General features: G+C 33.1%; 8 protein-coding genes and 4 tRNA genes. All 12 read left to right on the top strand.

All coding sequences use genetic code 11. The features are described from left to right. The first annotated feature begins 17 nt into the window (after nt 1–17). Nucleotides 18–92: transfer RNA gene (locus tag KM029_RS00645), tRNA-Val, on the top strand. Nucleotides 93–114: 22 nt separating this feature from the next. Then, nucleotides 115–189, top strand: a tRNA-Val gene (locus KM029_RS00650). Nucleotides 190–207: 18 nt separating this feature from the next. Then, a tRNA-Val gene (locus tag KM029_RS00655) sits at nt 208–285 on the top strand. An 18-nt stretch (nt 286–303) separates the two neighbouring features. After that, nucleotides 304–378: transfer RNA gene (locus KM029_RS00660), tRNA-Val, on the top strand. Between the two features lie 158 nt (nt 379–536). Then, nucleotides 537–2,012 carry an IMP dehydrogenase gene (gene guaB / locus KM029_RS00665; RefSeq protein ID WP_144074868.1) on the top strand — a complete coding sequence of 492 codons (1,476 nt, stop codon included), beginning with the start codon at nt 537–539 and terminating at the stop codon, nt 2,010–2,012. A 137-nt stretch (nt 2,013–2,149) separates the two neighbouring features. Further along, on the top strand, nt 2,150–3,421 hold the full coding sequence (locus KM029_RS00670) for a replication-associated recombination protein A (protein ID WP_144074869.1): 1,272 nt from the start codon (nt 2,150–2,152) through the stop codon (nt 3,419–3,421). A 102-nt stretch (nt 3,422–3,523) separates the two neighbouring features. After that, nucleotides 3,524–4,354 carry an aldo/keto reductase gene (locus tag KM029_RS00675; protein ID WP_144074870.1) on the top strand — a complete coding sequence of 277 codons (831 nt, stop codon included), beginning with the start codon at nt 3,524–3,526 and terminating at the stop codon, nt 4,352–4,354. Nucleotides 4,355–4,521: 167 nt separating this feature from the next. Further along, nucleotides 4,522–5,880: a hypothetical protein gene (locus tag KM029_RS00680; RefSeq protein WP_144074871.1), complete on the top strand. Its 1,359-nt coding sequence runs from the start codon at nt 4,522–4,524 to the stop codon at nt 5,878–5,880. A gap of 39 nt (nt 5,881–5,919) precedes the next feature. Next, nucleotides 5,920–9,072 carry an nSTAND1 domain-containing NTPase gene (locus KM029_RS00685; protein ID WP_144074872.1) on the top strand — a complete coding sequence of 1,051 codons (3,153 nt, stop codon included), beginning with the start codon at nt 5,920–5,922 and terminating at the stop codon, nt 9,070–9,072. 6 nt (nt 9,073–9,078) lie between these two features. Next, nucleotides 9,079–10,152 carry an outer membrane beta-barrel protein gene (locus tag KM029_RS00690; RefSeq protein ID WP_144074873.1) on the top strand — a complete coding sequence of 358 codons (1,074 nt, stop codon included), beginning with the start codon at nt 9,079–9,081 and terminating at the stop codon, nt 10,150–10,152. 15 nt (nt 10,153–10,167) lie between these two features. Beyond that, entirely contained in the window at nt 10,168–11,400 is a 1,233-nt protein-coding gene (locus KM029_RS00695; protein ID WP_144074874.1) for a hypothetical protein, read from the top strand. A gap of 20 nt (nt 11,401–11,420) precedes the next feature. Next, the gene (locus KM029_RS00700; RefSeq protein ID WP_144074875.1) at nt 11,421–19,223 is read left to right on the top strand and encodes an Ig-like domain-containing protein; all 7,803 of its coding nucleotides are present in this window, start codon (nt 11,421–11,423) and stop codon (nt 19,221–19,223) included. Nucleotides 19,224–19,241 lie beyond the last annotated feature (18 nt).

Below are 19,241 nucleotides of genomic sequence, written 5' to 3' on the forward strand. Positions count from 1 at the left end.
ATTCACGCAAGTGTATTGGGATGTTAGCTCAGTTGGTTTAGAGCACCTGCCTTACAAGCAGGGGGTCATAGGTTCGAATCCTATACGTCCCACACAATTCACGTAAAGTGTATTGGGATGTTAGCTCAGTTGGTTTAGAGCACCTGCCTTACAAGCAGGGGGTCACAGGTTCGAATCCTGTACGTCCCACATTTGATATATTATTTTGGGATGTTAGCTCAGTTGGTTTAGAGCACCTGCCTTACAAGCAGGGGGTCATAGGTTCGAATCCTATACGTCCCACCAATACACGATAAGTGCATTGGGATGTTAGCTCAGTTGGTTTAGAGCACCTGCCTTACAAGCAGGGGGTCATAGGTTCGAATCCTATACGTCCCACACAAAAATAAGGATACATCCAAAAGGTGTGTCCTTTTTTTGTACCCTTTTGATTTTTAATCATTTATTCAAGAAAAATTATCACTTTTTTTGTTGGATATTCGTTTATAGTTCTAACTTTGCACCGCAAATAATCACAGTTAAATTATTTGCTTCAAATGGCTATCGATCCAAGTAAAGTTTTGTACGAGGCACTCACATATGATGATGTGCTATTAAGACCAGGTTTTTCTCAAATCCTTCCGAGAGAAACAACTACAAAAACCATGTTAACGAAAAACATCGCATTAAACATTCCTTTAGTGTCTGCTGCGATGGATACAGTTACCGAAGCTGATTTGGCAATTGCTATGGCTTTAGAAGGAGGTTTAGGCTTCATTCATAAAAACATGACAATTCAACAACAGGCTTCCCAAGTACGAAAAGTCAAGCGTTCGCAAAGTGGTATGATCTTAGATCCTGTTACCCTTACTGCGAACAAAACATTATTCGAAGCAAACGAATTAATGAGGGAATATAAGATTGGTGGTATCCCAGTAATCGATGAAGAAGGTATATTAATTGGTATTTTAACCAATAGAGACCTTCGTTTCCAAAAAGACTTAAGTGTTGCAGTAAAAGAAATCATGACGCGTGAGAACTTAATCACAGCGGCTGATGGAATTACTTTAGACGAGGCTCAAGATATTCTTCAAGAGCATAAAATTGAAAAACTTCCTATTGTAAGTAAATCAAACAAATTAGTTGGTTTAGTTACTTACAGAGATATTCTTAAAAATAAGAATAGACCTAATGCATGTAAAGACCAATATGGTCGTTTACGTGTTGGTGCTGCAGTTGGTGTAACTGGAGACTTAATGGAAAGAGTTTCAGAATTAGTGGCAGCAGGTGTAGATGTTATCGGTTTAGATACAGCACATGGTCACTCTAAAGGTGTTATAGACGCCCTAAAGAAGGTAAAGAAGGAATTCCCAGATTTAGATGTTATCGTTGGTAATGTTGCTACTGAGGAAGGTGCAAGAGCATTGGCGGAAGCTGGTGCTGACGGTGTAAAAGTAGGTGTAGGTCCAGGTTCAATCTGTACTACTCGTGTTATTGCAGGTGTTGGTGTACCCCAGTTATCTGCTGTTTTCGAAGCTGCTGCAGCTTTAAGAGAACTAGGTGTTCCGTTTATTGCTGATGGAGGTGTTCGTTTTTCAGGAGATTTAGTTAAAGCCTTAGCAGGTGGTGCTGATGTTGTAATGATTGGATCATTATTAGCTGGTACAGATGAAGCTCCTGGTGATATGATTATCTTTGAAGGACGTAAATTTAAAGCATACAGAGGAATGGGATCTGTTGAAGCTATGAACCAAGGTTCTAAAGATAGATACTTCCAAGATGCTGAAGATGATATTAAAAAATTAGTTCCAGAAGGAATTGCAGGACGTGTACCTTATAAAGGACGTGTTGAAGAGGTACTTTACCAATTAGTTGGTGGTCTTAAAGCCGGAATGGGCTACTGCGGTGCTGGTTCTATTGAGCAGCTTAAAGATGCTAAATTTGTGAAAATTACAGGTGCAGGTGTGAAAGAATCTCATCCACATGATGTAACTATTACAAGAGAAGCACCTAACTATTCTTCTAAAGGGTAGTAAGTATAAATAGCTTAATTAAGGAAAGACTCAGAGAATTCAATTTCTCTGAGTCTTTTTTATTTGCCAATTTTACTAAATATGTTTATTTATTTGGCATGTAATGATTAATTTTAATCAAATTATAAACATTTACTATGGTAGTAGCACCTTTGTCAGAGAGATTGAGACCTAAAACTATTTTTGAAGTAGTTGGGCAACAGCATCTTTTATCAAAAAATGGCGTTTTTACACGAATGGTGGAAAGTAAAACAATTCCATCTATGATTCTTTGGGGGCCTCCAGGGGTTGGTAAAACAACTCTAGCGAGATTATTAGCAGAATCAACTAAAAGACCTTTTAAAACATTAAGTGCAGTAAGTGCAGGTGTAAAAGATGTTAGAGAGGTGATAAAAGAAGCTAGTTATGCTTATGGTACCATTTTATTTATAGACGAAATTCACCGTTTTAGTAAGTCGCAACAAGATGCCTTATTAAATGCTGTTGAAAAAGGTATTATTGTACTGATAGGAGCTACTACTGAAAACCCTTCTTTTGAAGTTAACTCGGCTTTAATATCAAGAAGTCAAGTGTATTGTTTAGAGCCTTTAAAGAAAGAAGATCTATTGCTTTTAATAGATAGAGCTTTAGAAGAAGATGTTGTACTCAAGAAGAAAAATATTTCAATAAAAGAAAGTAATGATCTTCTAAGGTATTCTGGAGGTGATGCCCGTCGATTATTAAATCTTTTAGAGTTGTCAATAGAAGCAGCTAAGGCAAATGAAGAAGGTGAAATTGAGGTTACTGATGAGTTAGTATCTCTAGTAGCACAGCAAAAGGCTGTAAGATATGATAAAAAAGGAGAGAACCATTATGATATAATTTCTGCTTTTATTAAATCTATTAGAGGGTCAGATCCGAATGCTGCTGTATATTGGTTGGCAAGAATGATTGAAGGAGGAGAAGATCCGAAATTTATAGCAAGACGTTTAATTATTTCTGCTGCTGAAGATGTTGGAAATGCTAACCCCACAGCTTTAATCGTTGCTAATAATTGTATGCAAGCTATTCAATATATTGGAATGCCTGAAGGGAGAATTGTTTTGTCTCAAGCTACTACATATTTAGCATGCTCTGCTAAAAGTAATGCCGCTTATGCAGCTATAGGAAAGGCTCAGAAGATTGTAAAGAATTCGGGAGATTTACCAGTGCCATTACATTTAAGAAATGCATCTACTCAGTTATTAAAAGAATTGGGGTATGCAGATGCATATATTTACCCTCATGATGATCCGCAAGGATTCATTACTCAAGAGTATATGCCTGAAGGGTTAGAAGGTGAACCCCTCTTCCTACCAAAGAAAAATAGTAGGGAACAGGAGATGTTAAAACGGTTGCAATTGATGTGGGGTAAAAAATACAATTATTGATGAAAGCTTCTAAAGTGTACTGATGTTTGTCAACATTTATTAATGAATATTGTTTGAAATTGCTTATGAAATAAAAACAACAAGACCACAACCAATAAGGCAATGATAAACATCAACACACGAAAAGTAAATATCTTCGATATGAACGGTACTTTTACTTTAAGAAACACAGTAAAGATCCCTTACCTAGGAATGAATGTGTCACATATTGAAGAAGGTAAAGCAATTTTTGATGCAACAAGAAGAGCATTATCAATTGGATATAAGTACTTTGATACGTCATCAAACTATCAAAATGAAGTAGGATTTGGAGAAGCTATTGCTTCTTCTAAAATGAACAGGGAGAAAGTATTTGTCTCCTCAAAAATTGCAGATGAAGATCAAGGTTTTGAACCATTGATTTCAGCATTTAATAGAACACTGAATAACATGAAATTAGATTATCTAGATTTAGTGTTATTGGGGCACCCTATTGAAGGGAAGATTCAAGAATCATGGAGAGCATTAGAACAGCTTTATGTAGAACGCAGGGTAAGAGCAATTGGTGTATGTAACTTTAATGTAGAGCAACTAAAAGAACTAATTGCTAATGCAGATGTTTTCCCGGTTGTGAATCAAATAGAATACAATCCTTTGCATGTTGAGCATGATATAATTGAATTTTGTAAAGAAAATGGTATTCAAGTAATATCAATTGGATCTTTAAAGCATGGTGAAGTTTTAGAATTAGAAGAGGTAAAAGTATTAGCAGAAAAATATGATGTTTTTCCATGTCAAGTAGTGCTAAGATGGGTACTTCAAAATGGAATAGTCTCATTACCACAAGCAGAGATTAGAGAACATATAATCTCAAATTCAGCATTGTTCAATTTTGAACTTACAGAAGAAGATATGAACCTGTTAAACTCTTTGTCAAGTACTGAATTAGTATAGGTTGAATATTTAAGAAATATAACTTTAGCGATCAAATATATAATTTGATCGCTATTTTTTTTGATTAAGCATTTATATTAACAATTGTTTGTAGATAATTTACGTACTTTAAATTTAATATATAACATTTTTTTCATTTCGATAAACTAAACATTCGTATAATCCCTATGCATATACAAATTGTGTGTATAGCTTCTGATCCCGTAAATCCTGAAGTAGACCAAGAATTAGGTTATTTAATAGCAGATGCTATTCAAGTTTCTCTTAAAGAAATGAGAGCAACCTCTATTACTATGGAGGTGACTTCTGGCGTTGAAGCAAATCCAACGGCTGATGCTGTTATTTGGTTAATTGGCGGTGATCTTAACTTGGAGGATGTATCTTTAAACGAAGGACAAAAAAACTACAAATTATTAGTTGATGAGATCGAATATCAAAAGCAACCACGATCTATTCAACCTTTAAATTCATACTATCTTTCTAAATACGAAACGAGAACAGGTAAACAAGTTACGTTAACTATACCTTTAGATGAAGGGTATCGTGTTTACTTTTGGTTAGTGATATCAGATTTAGCACTAGATATTTTTGACGAAAAGAACAATAGAGTATATAATGCGAACGTTTTCTTAGGTGAAGTTACGGATGACCTAAGAATGGAAAGACTTTTATTGAAAAGAGACCTGAAAGCATATGGTTTTCAAGTTTACCCTCAGAGAGACTATTCTTATGATACTGATGAACTTACACGTTTACAATGGAAAGATCTTGATAATTCTTGTATTGCAATTCACCTTGCAGGAGGACGAGAAGGTACTGATATAGGACATGAATCGTATTCTTTTCAGGAATGGCAAGAAAAAGTCTCAGAAACGTATGTTAAACAAAAAAATAATAGGATAAAGAAATTTGTATGGGTGCCACCTGCAATACGTTTTACTTCAGATAAAAGAAAATTTTATATTGAAAAATTACTGAAGAATATCGATGAGCACGAGCATACTTATACTTTTAAAACTGATTTAGAGAGGTTTAAAACAATTCTTCATAACGAATTGCGTGCAGGCGATAAAGAAAATGATTATGAAGAAATTGATGAATTTTATAAAAAGAAAGTTTATATAATGAACGATATAGCTGATACTTCTTCTGCTTCGGGGTTAGGTCAGCGACTATCTAAAATGGGCTTTGGTGTTTTAACATTAGGGTCTGGTCAAGGAGCTAAAATGATGAGAAGACAACATCAACGTCATCTTCAAATTTGTAATAGCACAATTGTTTTTGTAGATAAAGCACCAGAAGAGTGGATTATTGCAAAACTCCAAGATAATTTAAGAGCCTCGGGGCTTGGAAGAAAAGAGCCTTTAAATATAAAAGCTGTAGTTACTGCTGATTACAGTACAGCTACAAGACTTACTAAATTGTTAGATGAAAATCCATTATATCACTCTGTTGGTGTATTTACCAATGACGATGTAATGATTTCTGACGATTTACTTAGTTTTTTATCATCACTTTCAGAATAATATTGTAATTTTAAATACTAGCTACTTTTACTCAGATAAATGAATTCATTCTCATCCACAAATACTGAAGCTCAGAAGCTTATACTAGGAGCTGATTTTAACCCATTCCCAGGGTTAAGACCTTTCCGCACGGATGAAACTTTCTTGTTTTTTGGTAGAGACGGACAAACCGAAGAAGTACTTTGGAGGTTAGAGAAAAATAGATTTGTAGCTGCATTAGGAGCTTCTGGTAGTGGTAAATCATCACTAATATATTGTGGGTTAATACCTGCCTTGCAAGGTGGGTTTATGGAAAAACAAGGGTCTTCTTGGAACATCTCAAGTTCTAGACCTGGTACAGATCCAATAAAAAACCTAGCTCTTGCTGTATTAGAATCTACTAAATCATATAAAGAAAAGTCTAACGAAGAAAAAGAATTACTACTTAACATTGCTATAACAATGTTATTAAGTAGTTCTAAAGGTTTAGTTAATCTAGTTGAACGTCTACAAGAAGAGGAGGAAGATAACTTCTTAATCTTAATTGATCAGTTTGAAGAATTATTTAGATTTTCAAGATTAGAATCTGAAGATGTTTCAGTTGGAATGGCATCTGCTTTTGTTAAACTTTTAGTAGAAGCTACAAAGCAAAGTAGGGTGCCGATTTTCGTTGTAATGACGATGCGTTCAGATTACATTGGTGATTGTGCACGCTTTCCAGAATTAACCTACCTTATAAACGAAAGTCATTATCTTATTCCTCAAATGACTAGAGATCAGAAGCAAGAAGCAATTCTTGGACCTGTATCTGTAGGAGGAGCAAAAATTAGTGCTAGATTACTCCAACGCTTATTAAATGATTTAGGAGACACCCAGGATCAATTACCTATTATGCAACATGCATTAATGCGTACTTGGGAGTATTGGAGTGCACATTCTAATGATAACGAAGATGTTGATGTCCATCACTACGAAGCAATTGGCGGGATGGCAGAAGCTTTATCGCAACACGCCGATGAAGCATACAGAGAACTAACAGAAGAGGAAAAGATCATTTGTGAGAAACTCTTCAAAGCATTAACTGAAAAAGGAGAAGATGGTAGGGGTATCAGACGCCCAACAAAATTAAAAAATTTAGCGAAAATTGCTGAGACTGAAGAGTTAGTAGTTACATGTATTGTTGATAGGTTTAGAACTTCTGGGAGAACATTATTAATGCCTGATCAACGAATAACTATTGATTCAAATACTGTAATTGATATTTCTCACGAATCTTTAATGCGTGTTTGGATACGTTGTAGAGATTGGGTAGACGAGGAATTTGAAGCTGTAAAAATATATAAGAGACTTTCAGAAGCTGCTTCTTTGTACCAACAAGGGAAAGCAAGTTTATGGCGTCCGCCAGATTTATATATAGCCATACAATGGAGAGAAAGGTTTCAACCCAACTTAGCTTGGGCAGTTCAGTATGAACCTTCTTATGAAAGAGCTGTTACTTTCTTAAAAACTTCTCAAGAAGAGTACGAAGAAGAGCAACGTGTAAAAGAACGTTTGCAAAAGCGTATAGTAAAGCGTACAAAGGTAATTGCATTGATATTGGCTGCAGCAACTATTGGAGCAATTATGCTTGTGATTTTTGCACAATTGAAAGCTAGAGATGCCGAACGTGCAGCAATAGAGGCCAAAGAATTTGGAGAAAAAGCAAATGAAAGTGCAAAAGCAGCAGAAGAAGCTTTACTTAAAGCCGAAGCAGAACAGTTAAAGGCAGAAGAAGCAGCAAAAGAAGCAAAATTACAAACATTATTGGCTCAGCAAGCAAAAGACTCAGCTGAGTATCAAAAGAATAAAGCGATTGAGCAGTCTCGAATAGCAATTTTAGCACAAAAAGAAGCTGAAATTCAGAAACAGAGTGCTGAAAAAGCGAAAGAAGAGGCCCTAGCTTCTGCACAATTAGCAGATCAAAGGTCTAAAGAAGCAGAAGAACAAAAACGTGAAGCAGATAATGCAAAAGCATCTGCAGATACATTACGTTTCCTTTCAATTGCACAAGCATTGGCTGTAAAATCATTACAATTAAAAGATCCTGAACAGAAAGGGTTGCTTGCTTCACAGGCACATGTGTTTAACGAAGAATATAAAGGTCTTTCTCCAAATCCAGATGTTTTCCAAGGTTTATACCAAGCAGTAAAAGGATTTAAAGGAGATGATTTCAACCTTATGAAAGGACATGATGATTATGTGAGGACCTTGTATTATGATCAGGATATTTCTGCTTTATATTCTGCAGGTTCTGATGGGACTTTAAGAAAGTGGGGTGATGAAAGTCTTGAATCGGAAGTAATATCAAAAGGTAATGGAGTAGTTAGGGGGTTAATTATTTCTAAAGAAAAGAATATTGCAGCCATCTTTACCGAAAGTGGTAAAGTAAATATATTCTCTTATCCTGACTTTAAAATCATTAAAGAAATCAAAGTTTCTAATAGAAAATTATGGACTGGATCATTCGATAAATATGGAGATAGGCTTTTTGTTACTGGACAAGGTAATACTATTTATTCTGTAGATATTGAATCATTTGCTGTATCTGAGTTTGCAAAAGTAAAAGATCAAATAAATAAAATTCTTGTATCTAATTTGGATGGTAGCCTTTGGGCAATGAACAGTAAAGGTTCAACATCAAAATTTTGTACAGATAATAGTTGTACTGAAACTGTTGTTTATGCAGATCAAGGAGTTGCTGGAACTGCGTTGGCATTTTCTGAAGATGGAAAGATGGTTGCTCTTGGTTTTGAAGATGGTAAATTAATTCTTTGGGACAGAATAACTGGTTCAGAAATTGATAACCTACAAGGGCATGATACAAGAGTAACTTCACTAAAATTTGATAACGAAAGAAAACGTTTAGTGAGTACATCTTTAGATGGTTCTGCACGTATTTGGAATGTAACAATTGGTAAAACAAATGAGTCACCAATCATTTTGAATGATTTAGGTTCTTGGGCTTCAGAGGCATCATTTGCTAACCATGGAAACACATTATATGTAGGGACTTCAGGCCATGAACTCAGAAGGTATGCATTGGATATTCCTACATTATCTGAAAATGTTTGTTCGTTAATGCCAAGAAAAGAAATGACGGATAAAGAATGGAACAGGTATGTTGGTGAAGGTATCGAAAATAGAAATGTCTGTAGTGGAGAAAATTTAAATTAATAGCTATTGTATTCAATTAACTTCAATATTACTCAATTAATAAAACTAAGCACTCTATTCTTTATCACACTATCTAGCACTATTGTAGAAGCTCAAGATTGTGAAGAAGCATTTGTACAAGCTAATGTTTTATATAATGAAGGGAAGCTTTCTCAAGTTCCTGAAAAGATTAATAGCTGTATAGAACTAGGTTATGAATCTGAATCTAAGCAAATCCAAGCACGGAGGTTAGTGATTTTATCTTACTTATATGCTGATAGGTTAGATGAAGCCGAGGAAAATATGCTTCTTTTACTAAAGCAATATCCAGAGTATAAGCCAGTGAGTGCAGATCCTGCCGAATTGAAAAACTTGTATAGTAAATTTAGAACTCGCCCAATAATGACTTTTGGATTATTAGGTGGTGTAACTTATAACCAAGCACACATAGAGCAAACATTTGGTGTAGGGTCTGAAGAATTACATTCTGCAGTTGAATATGCACCTAAAGTAAATTTTAAAGTTGGCGTTTCTTTTTCTTATTTATTAAATACTCACCTGCATTTAAATCTTTCGCCATCATATGAAAATGTAGTTTTTGAGACATCTGAAAAACCTTTGAATTTTTCTACAACAACTATGAAAGAAGCTCAGTCATGGTTACATGTACCTTTGGTTCTTCGTTGGATGATTACTCAAAAAACAAAGTTAAAACCATTTATTGGCGTTGGAGGGGGGCTTAGGTATCTTTTATCAGCCTCTATAGAAGGAACTCAATCTTTTGATAATAGTGAGATTGCGGATATTGAGCCATCACCAATTACAGTAAAAGAACAACGTAAAGAAATTTTATACGAAGCTTATTTCCAGTTAGGATTTCAGGTGAAATCAAGAATGACGCATTGGACAGTTATGGCAACGTATAGTTACGCATTAGATACTTTTAATAAACCTAATAATAGATACGATAATTCTGAACTAATCTTTAGTTACGGTTTTATCGATAATGATATAAAATTAGATGTTATATCGTTGAATGTTAGTTTTTCTTATGATTTTTATAAACCTAAAATGTATAGGAAATACAGAAAACTTGATTAATCTAATTGGACTTATATGATGAACTTTACTAAAATAGTACTGCTACTGCTTCTTTATTCTTTCACAGCTTGTGAGACTGAAACGACTTATACTCCAGGAGAAACTTTTGTAAAGTTTTATGGTACTGAGTCGGCAGAAACTGGCGTTGATATCCTTTCTATATCAAATGGTTTTTTATTATTAGGTAATACAAATTCTACAACATCAACAGCTGCTTTTCTTGTTGAAACTGATTTGTTTGGGAATGAAAAAAGACAATATATTGTATCAGATACATCTGCAAATAATACAGATAATGCAGTAGGAATGGTAAAGCTTTCAGAAAATAATGTAGTTATTTTAGCTAATAGAAATGATTCATTAGGAGTACTCATGTACGTTGATCCTCAATCTGAAAATAGAGGAACAACATCAGTTACTGAAATACATCCAGGTTATGATCAAGTTGTTTTTAATGCTATAGAATCTACATCTGATGGAGGCGTAATAATTATTGGTGAAGTACGAAATACTAGTCCAGGAGCAGGTGTAGAACCTCAATGGGATATGATAAGTATTAAGTATACATCAACGGGAGCATTAGAATGGGAGAAAATACAGGGTTTTCAACCCACTGCAAACGACTTGGGTAATTCTGTTGTAGAAGGTGATAATCAAAATTATTACTTATTTGGAGCAGTTGATATAAAAAAGGTAAATGATGATAATGAAGAGTTTATATCTTCAGATATGAGAACGGTGAGAGTAAATAGCGTAGGGGATATTGTTTGGGATAAGTATTTTGGCTCTTCTAGTAATGAATTAGGAATAAAGATTTCGTCTTATGCAAATACACTATATGTACTTGGAGATCGCCAAGTATCAGAAACAAATAGAGATATATTATTTTCTAGCTTAGATGAGAATGGAGATGCTGGAGTATTACAAGAATTTGGATTATCTGGTATAGATCGTGGAAGAGATATGGCTTTGACAAATGATGGAGTCTATATAGTCGGATCAACCGACTCGGATGGAATAGATGAAGATATATTACTTATGAAAATCTCTTATACAGGTGAGATATTTTGGCAAAAAACAATTGGTTATGAAGGCCCGGATTATGGACGGAAAGTAATTGTTCAAAATGATAAGTCTATACTTGTTGTTGGCACTGCAAATTTTGGTAACAACACAAAAATATGCTTCATAAAAACAGACCCCAACGGTAGTTTATCGTATCAACAGACGCTTACAACTACCGAATAATTATAAACTACTTTACTACTATGAACATCAATAACACAAACCAACGCTGCATACTAATTATCTTACTTTTCTTTTTTACCCTACTAGAAGTAAGTAGTCAAACCATAACACGAATAGGGAGTTCTGAAGAGACAAACCATAAGTTACTGTCTTGGAGAATTGACGGATTAAGTGGTGCTGTAAACTCATCTGACTTTACGTTAAAAGAGGAACCAAATGGAGGAAGTAATGCTACAATTAATGTTGGAATTACTGTAGAAGAAATTGAAAAACATGTAAGCTATACTATTGTAGCAGATATCTCATCCGAATTTGAAGATCAAGCTGTTTATGAACTTATTTATGATGAAGGGGGAGCAGATATTTCATCTTCAGGTAATAATTATGAATATATATTACCAACGATTCAAAGAGACGGAGATGAAAATATTAATAGTATCATTCTAAAATGGACAATTAATAATTTGGTTAATGAGAAACCTGAATTAGGAGATATACTTATTCAAGAGCAACCTTCTGGTAGTGGAAAATCCGATATCACATCAAATACAACGATAAGTATTGTTGAGGTATCAGCTAATACAACTTATGATATTTATGTAAATATCATGAAAGAAGTTGAAGAAGGAGCTACTTATGAGTTAACTTTTGATGAATCTGATATTGATATTTCATCAACAGCAAGTAATGAAAACTATATTTTTAATTCATCAGAAAGTGTAAAATCTGGAGCACCAACTTTTAGTTTAAATAAAAGTGTTGATCTAGGAGTTTCAGATACTGATTTATTAACGAGTATAGATCAATTATTATTCACTGCTAATTCTGTAGCCACAAATAGTATTTATTTAGTACATAATGCTTCAATTATTTCTAGTACTACAGCTTCTGGTGGAGATAACTTTTTCTATACTTCATCATTGGGAGAAGGGATGCATACTTTTTATGTGTTTGCTGAAGATGTTTCTGGAAACTTTACATTTTCTTCAGATCCTATTGTAGTCACTGTAGATTTAACACCACCATCAGACTTTACATCGGTAGAATTATCGAGTTCAGATGATTCAGGTAAATTAGATGACGATAATATAACAAATGTAATTCGACCTATATTTATTGTAAAGGGATTAGATACTTCTGATCCCAATTATGAATTAATAGTAGAAGATGTAAATGAAGTTGTTTATTTCCAAGACAATTATACTGTTTCAGGAGGGGAGTCTAATATACAGTTTCAGAATGATCTTGCGGATGGAGATTACCTATTTGATTTCTATATAAAAGATGAAGCTGGAAATGTTTCTAATAGAATTGAAGATATTGATTTATCTATAGATAATACAAATCCTGAATTATTGACATTATCCATTTCATCAGAAAATAATAATGGAATAGTAGAAGACAATGAGAAAGTTAATCTCTTCTTTTCATCAAATGAAGTTTTAGATCAGACAAAAATTTCCACAAAAATAAATGGTTCATCAACATCGTTGACATTATTAGGTGGGAATGATTTTTCAACTGAAAAAACTTTTGGGGTTATTACTTCTAATAGTGATATTACTTATGAAGTAATAATTGAAGATATTGCTGGAAATAAAAATACATATACTTCAACTTTAGATGGTACTTCAGTAGAGCTTTTTCCTTCTCTTGTAAATAAAATTGTAGCAAGTGGAAGTACTGAATTTTGTGTTAATTCAGATACTTTTTCTTTTGGTAATGAAGAACCAGTTTCAAAAGGGGCCGGTGATTATTCTTATAAATGGGAACGTTTGGCTCCATCAAGTAGTTGGACAGACTTAGGAGTAAATACTGAGCTATATACTGAATATCAAAGTTTACCTACGGGTGATTATCAATATAGAAGAATAGTAACTAGTGCAGGAATTTCATCAGTTTCAAATGTTATAGATATTAAGATATATCCAGAAATAGAAAATAATGAAATAACTGTTAGTGGAGAGAATGAGTATGTTGGAGTTGTAAGCTCTATAAATTTTGTAAATAGTACAGGTAATGCAATTACAGGTGGTGATAATACTTTTACTTATTTATGGGAAATAAGTACAGATGACGGCGACACATGGAATGAAGCTAATTTAGTTTCAGCAGATGATGAGTCGCTGTTATATGAACAGAAAAATTTAGGTGTTGGCGAATATTTATTTCGAAGAAAAATTTCTTCTCAAAAATGCACCTCTTATTCAAATGAAGTTGAGATTATTGTTTTTAACCCAATAACTAATTTTAATATAAGCAACAAAGTAAATTCACGACTTTGCTCAGATGAGTCTATTTTATTAATGAGTAGTAGTTCTATTACAGGTGGTGATGGAAGTTTTACATATGAATGGGAAGAGAACATTAATAATTCGGGTTATTCAGTAGTTGGTGTTAGTGAAAACTTTTATAATGATAATACTTTAGCTGAAGGTGAGCATAAATATAGAAGGTCAGTTTATTCATCAACAGGTAAAGTAACTTCAAATGTGATTACGATTCAGGTAGAAAATAAACCAAACTCATTTGAAATTTCACCTGTTGGAGGAACTGTTTTCAGTAATGAATCTGAAGATTATGAACCTCTAATTGTAGATAACCTACCAAGCGATTATAAATATTATTGTTCTGGACCTGGTGTAATAAGTAATGGTTATGGTGAAGCAAATAACAGCTTTAGGGCAGATATTGCAGGGGAAGGGAATAAAACTATTATTTATCACATATCAAATGGTATTTGTGATATTGAAGAAACAAAAGAATTTGTAGTAATAAATGGGGCAAATTTTATTGCTTCAACTTTTTGTGAGAGTGATGCAGCAGTTGTGTTGGATGAAAAGAATATTTCATTACCCTCTAATTTAGATCCGAATGATTATTCTTTTCAAGGGTTTTTTGGTAGTGGAGTACAAGGTAATTCTTTTAATCCTTCTTTAGCCTTATCTAGTAATATAAATGGAGGTGACACAGAAACAGTAACAATTTTTGCTACTTATATTAAAAAGGAAGTTATTGGTACAAGTACTTTTAATCTACCTCAAAAGACTGTTATAACATCTACACCCAATGCTCCGACAGTAGTGTCTGATAATTTTGAATATTGTTATGGAGCTTCGTTGTCACCGCTTGTTGTAAATAATCCGAAAGGAACAATTAATTGGTATGATGCTAAAACGGGTGTTTTTCTCCATTCCGGAAATGAATATACATTAACTAGGCCTTCAGAAAATGAGAAAATTATTCAAGAATTTGATGTAAGAGAACAAATAGGTAGTTGTGAAGGACCTGCAAAAAAAGTAAAGGTTACTTTTTATGAAGAAACAGTTGCGCCAGTATTAGCTGATAATGGTACTATTCATATTTGTTCTGGAGATGCAATGCCAGTATTAAAATATACAAATGGAGTAAATGTTAATTGGTATTCAGATGATCAAGGAAAAATTCTAGAATATTCTGGTAATAATTTTGTGCCTAGTGGAGATACAAATGTTGCTTCTGATGATGACATGGTATTTTATGCATCAAGTACAAATAATGGATGTGAAAGTGAATTAGTACCTTTTACAATTAACATTAACAAGGCACCTTCAAAACCTGTTTTAATTAGCAATTTAGAAGATTATTGTTCTAATGAAGAAATTGGTCAGTTATCAGTAAATAATGAAGCTAATACTATTTTTGAATGGTTTGATAATGAAAATTTAATCACAGATATCGGTGATGATTCAAACAATTTTACTCCCTCTCCAATTGAAGTGCTTGACGGTAGTATAACAAAAAGCTACTGGGTTCGAAAAAAGAATGTAAAAGGTTGTGAGGGTGAAGCTTTAAAAATAGATATTAAAATAAATGCCATTCCTATTGCTCCAGTTGTCAATAAAACAATATTTAATTATTGTTCTGGTGATCCTATAGAAGAAATAAAAGTAACAAAAAGTAAGGCAAACAGTGAAATACTGTGGTTTGATGATTCAGGATTAAATATAAGTAAAGCTGTAAATTATCTTCCTCCAGTATCAACAAACACAGATACGGATGTTACCTATAAGTTTTTGGTAAGAGAAGAATCAGAATTTAAATGTACTAGTGAAGATACAGAAATAATCATAAATGTTTATGCATTACCTGAAGCTCCTGAAACAAATGAAGGCGATGAGCTGGAGATTTGTTCTGGAGACGATTTTCCAACATTCACAATAAATAAAGGCGAAAATGTGATATGGTTTTCAGATCCATCATTAGACATTAATACAAAGTTACACGAAGGCTTATCTTATACTCCTACATCATCTAGTGTTGTAACAGAAGATGAGGATTTATATATATATGCTGTGAGTACTTCAGATGAGGGGTGTTACAGTGAATACTTAGAATTATTAATAGAAATAAAAAAACTGCCAAACTCACCTAACTTAGCAGCACCTATAATGCCTGTTTGTGAAGGGGATGATATGCCAATCTTGACTGTAAATGGAGAAGATGATGCAACATTTACGTGGTATAAATCAGAAGAATTAGATGGAACACCATATAGTGGAGAGAGTTTTGATCCTGAAGAAACAGCATCTTTACTCAATATAAATGATAAAGGTGCAATAGAATATTTTGTGGTACAAACAAGTGATGATGGGTGTACTAGTCCTCCTTTAAAAGTAGAAGTGCCTATCAATGTATTGCCATCAAAACCTACCCTAACATTTACAGAACAATCTCATTGTTTTAATACAGAGATTGTAAATTTTGAAGTGACTAGTGGTAATCAAGTTAATTGGTATCATGATGAAAAATTAAAAGAATTGATAGGTGGAGGTGATAAATTTAAACCAGAAGGTTCTGTAGATGTTACTAAAACTTATATAGAAGATTATTACGTGACACAAGTAGTTAATGGCTGTGAAGGTCCATATGAAAAAGTAACAATTACAATTTTTAGAGAAACGGATGTTCCGTCTATTACTACAAAGAAATACGAATATTGTTCAGGGGATGTTATTCAACCAATCAATGAATTATCTGCAGATGGAGATATTAAATGGTATAATAATGAAGACGATGTAACTCCAATATTTACAGGACCTACATTTGTTCCACAAGATAATTCGAATGTTACAGAAACTACAGATATTACGTATTACGTTAGTAGAACTTTTAATGGTTGTGAGAGTACTAAGGAACGTATAGATATTAAGATCTTAAGTACTCCTTCTATACCTACAGTGAATAGTACCAATATTAATTTATGTTCTGGTGAAACTATTACGCCAATAATTGTAACTAGTACTTCTCAAGAAATTAAATGGTATGATGAAAATGATATTGAGTTGTCAACCGGGATTACATTTACATCTCCAGAAAATACAACAGTATCAGAAACAAAAGTTTTGAAATATTATTTGAGAGACTGGAATCAGCAATGTTCTAGCCCAAAACAAGAAGTTACGATTACAATTAATCCTTTACCATCAATTGATTTTACAGGAATTGATGTAGGAGAAAAAATATGTAGAACTGTAGAGGATATTCAGATCACAAAGATATTTGATTCACCTGAATTAATCAGTAGTGTAACTTCTACAACGGGGTTAGTAATTGTGGGTGAAAATATTAAAATTTCAGGTTCTCCAATTGGTGATCATGATATTACATTCACTTTTACGAATACAAATAATTGTGTCTCTTCTATCACAAAAACATTTTCTATTGTAGATGTTCCAGAAGTTAACTTTAGTAATGTTGTTAATTGTGATGCAAAAATTATCACTTTCTCAGATGAAACAGTTATATCTTCATTAGATAAATATTCTGAAATAATTTCATGGGAATATGATGTAGATGGTGTTAAATACACAGTATTGGCTGATGAAGCAGATTCTTTTGATGTCGTTTTTCAGAATAGTGGAGTATTTGATGTTTCCTTAACTATAGCAACTAATCATAGTTGTGAAACTGTATCAATTACAAAGCAAATAACAATTTCAGAGCCACCTACTGTCAATTTTAGTTGGAAAAAATCACAATTAGGTACACCAATGGAGTTTACAGATAATTCTATTAGTGATAATTCAGGAAATAGCATCATTAGTTATTCATGGGATTTTGGTGATAATTCAGCTATCAATTCTAATCAAAATCCAACACATATATATAGTGAACCTGGTATTTATAATGTGGAACTATTAGTAGAAACATCAAAAGGATGTACAGCCACTTTAACAAAAGAAGTATTTGTTTTACCGTATGTTTCAATGGCAATAAATGCAAATTATTTAGAAACTTTTGATTGGGATAATGGACATTGGGTGCCTACTTCAGATAATGGAACATCTAGTTGGGAGTATGGGCAAGCAAGTGGTACATTAATAAATTCAACATCAAATGTTTGGGCTACTAGTTTAAATGGTGATTATGAAATAAATGAAATCTCTTACCTTAATTCTCCTGTCTTTAACCTTCAAGGTTTATCTAAACCAATGTTATCTTTTGATATGAAATTGAGTGTAGAAAAAAATATAGATGGAGTAACATTCCAATATTCTACAGATTTTGGTGCTACATGGCAAGTACTTGGAAATACACTTGACCCAATTAATTGGTTTAATTCAGATAATATTTTATCGGATCCAGGGGATCAAATATTAAATAGATCAACTAGAGCAATGGGGTGGTCTGGTTTAACAGAAGACTTTAATCTAAATGGTGAATATATTCATGTTAAACATCATTTAGATGAATTGAAAGGAGAAGAAAATGTGAGATTTAGACTAGTATTCAAGTCAAATTCTGCAATTACTGAAGAGGGAATTTTAATAGATAATTTTGAAATTAGAAACCGTTCGAAAGTAGTGTTAATTGAAAATATGGCAAATGTAAACTTGATAGCATCTGATACTTCAATAGAAAGGCTAGAAAATACTTTAGAACCGCTATCGGATGATATCTTAATAGTAAATTATCATTTATTAGTAGAGGGATATGAAGATAAATTAAATACTGATAACCCTGAGCCTGTTAGTGGAAGGAAATTATATTACGGAGTATCATCTGTTCCTGAAACAATTTTAGATGGTAACTCATATCAAGGAAGTACAACTACATTTATCGATAATAATCAAAATTATGTTTATTCTAGATCTATGTTAGTCCCAGAGTTTGATATTGATGTTAATTTTGATGTTTTATCAACTCAAAATACACTTAACGTTGCTTTAACTTCAAATATTAGTTTATCATCTGATGATGCAGAAATCGTGTTTCATGCTATTACAGTAGAACACGGTATCGATGGGACTAATACATCGGGGTCATCAGAAAAATATAATAATATTTTAAAGACAATGAGTCCTAGCCCAGGAGCTGAAGGGACAAGTTTTAAAGGACGAAGCTGGGACATTGGTTCAATAGAAAATTTTAGTATTGAATGGGAGCGACCTTATTTTTATAATGATAAGAATGTAGAATTGATACTTTTAGTACAGAATAATCTAACAAAAGAGATTTATCAAACACAAAGTTATGACCTTAATGGGTTGATGCCATTAAATGATAATCCTTTATCAGTAGACGATTTTGAAGAAAAAATATGGTCATTATATCCAAACCCAGCGACAGATAAAATTATAATTAATTCACCAAATTATGTTGCAGATTGTTATTGGGTAATATCAGATATTAATGGTAAATCAATGATGAAAGGAGAGTTTACAGGGTTGACATATACAACCTCTATTAAGGATCTCCCTTCTGGCATGTATATTATTCGTCATTTTACTGATAAGAATGATTTATTGGGAACACCTTTGAAGTTTATAATTAGGAATTAATTATTTATAGTGTAGGTG

It is taken from the genome of Flammeovirga kamogawensis, assembly GCF_018736065.1.
GTDB classification, from domain to species: domain Bacteria; phylum Bacteroidota; class Bacteroidia; order Cytophagales; family Flammeovirgaceae; genus Flammeovirga; species Flammeovirga kamogawensis.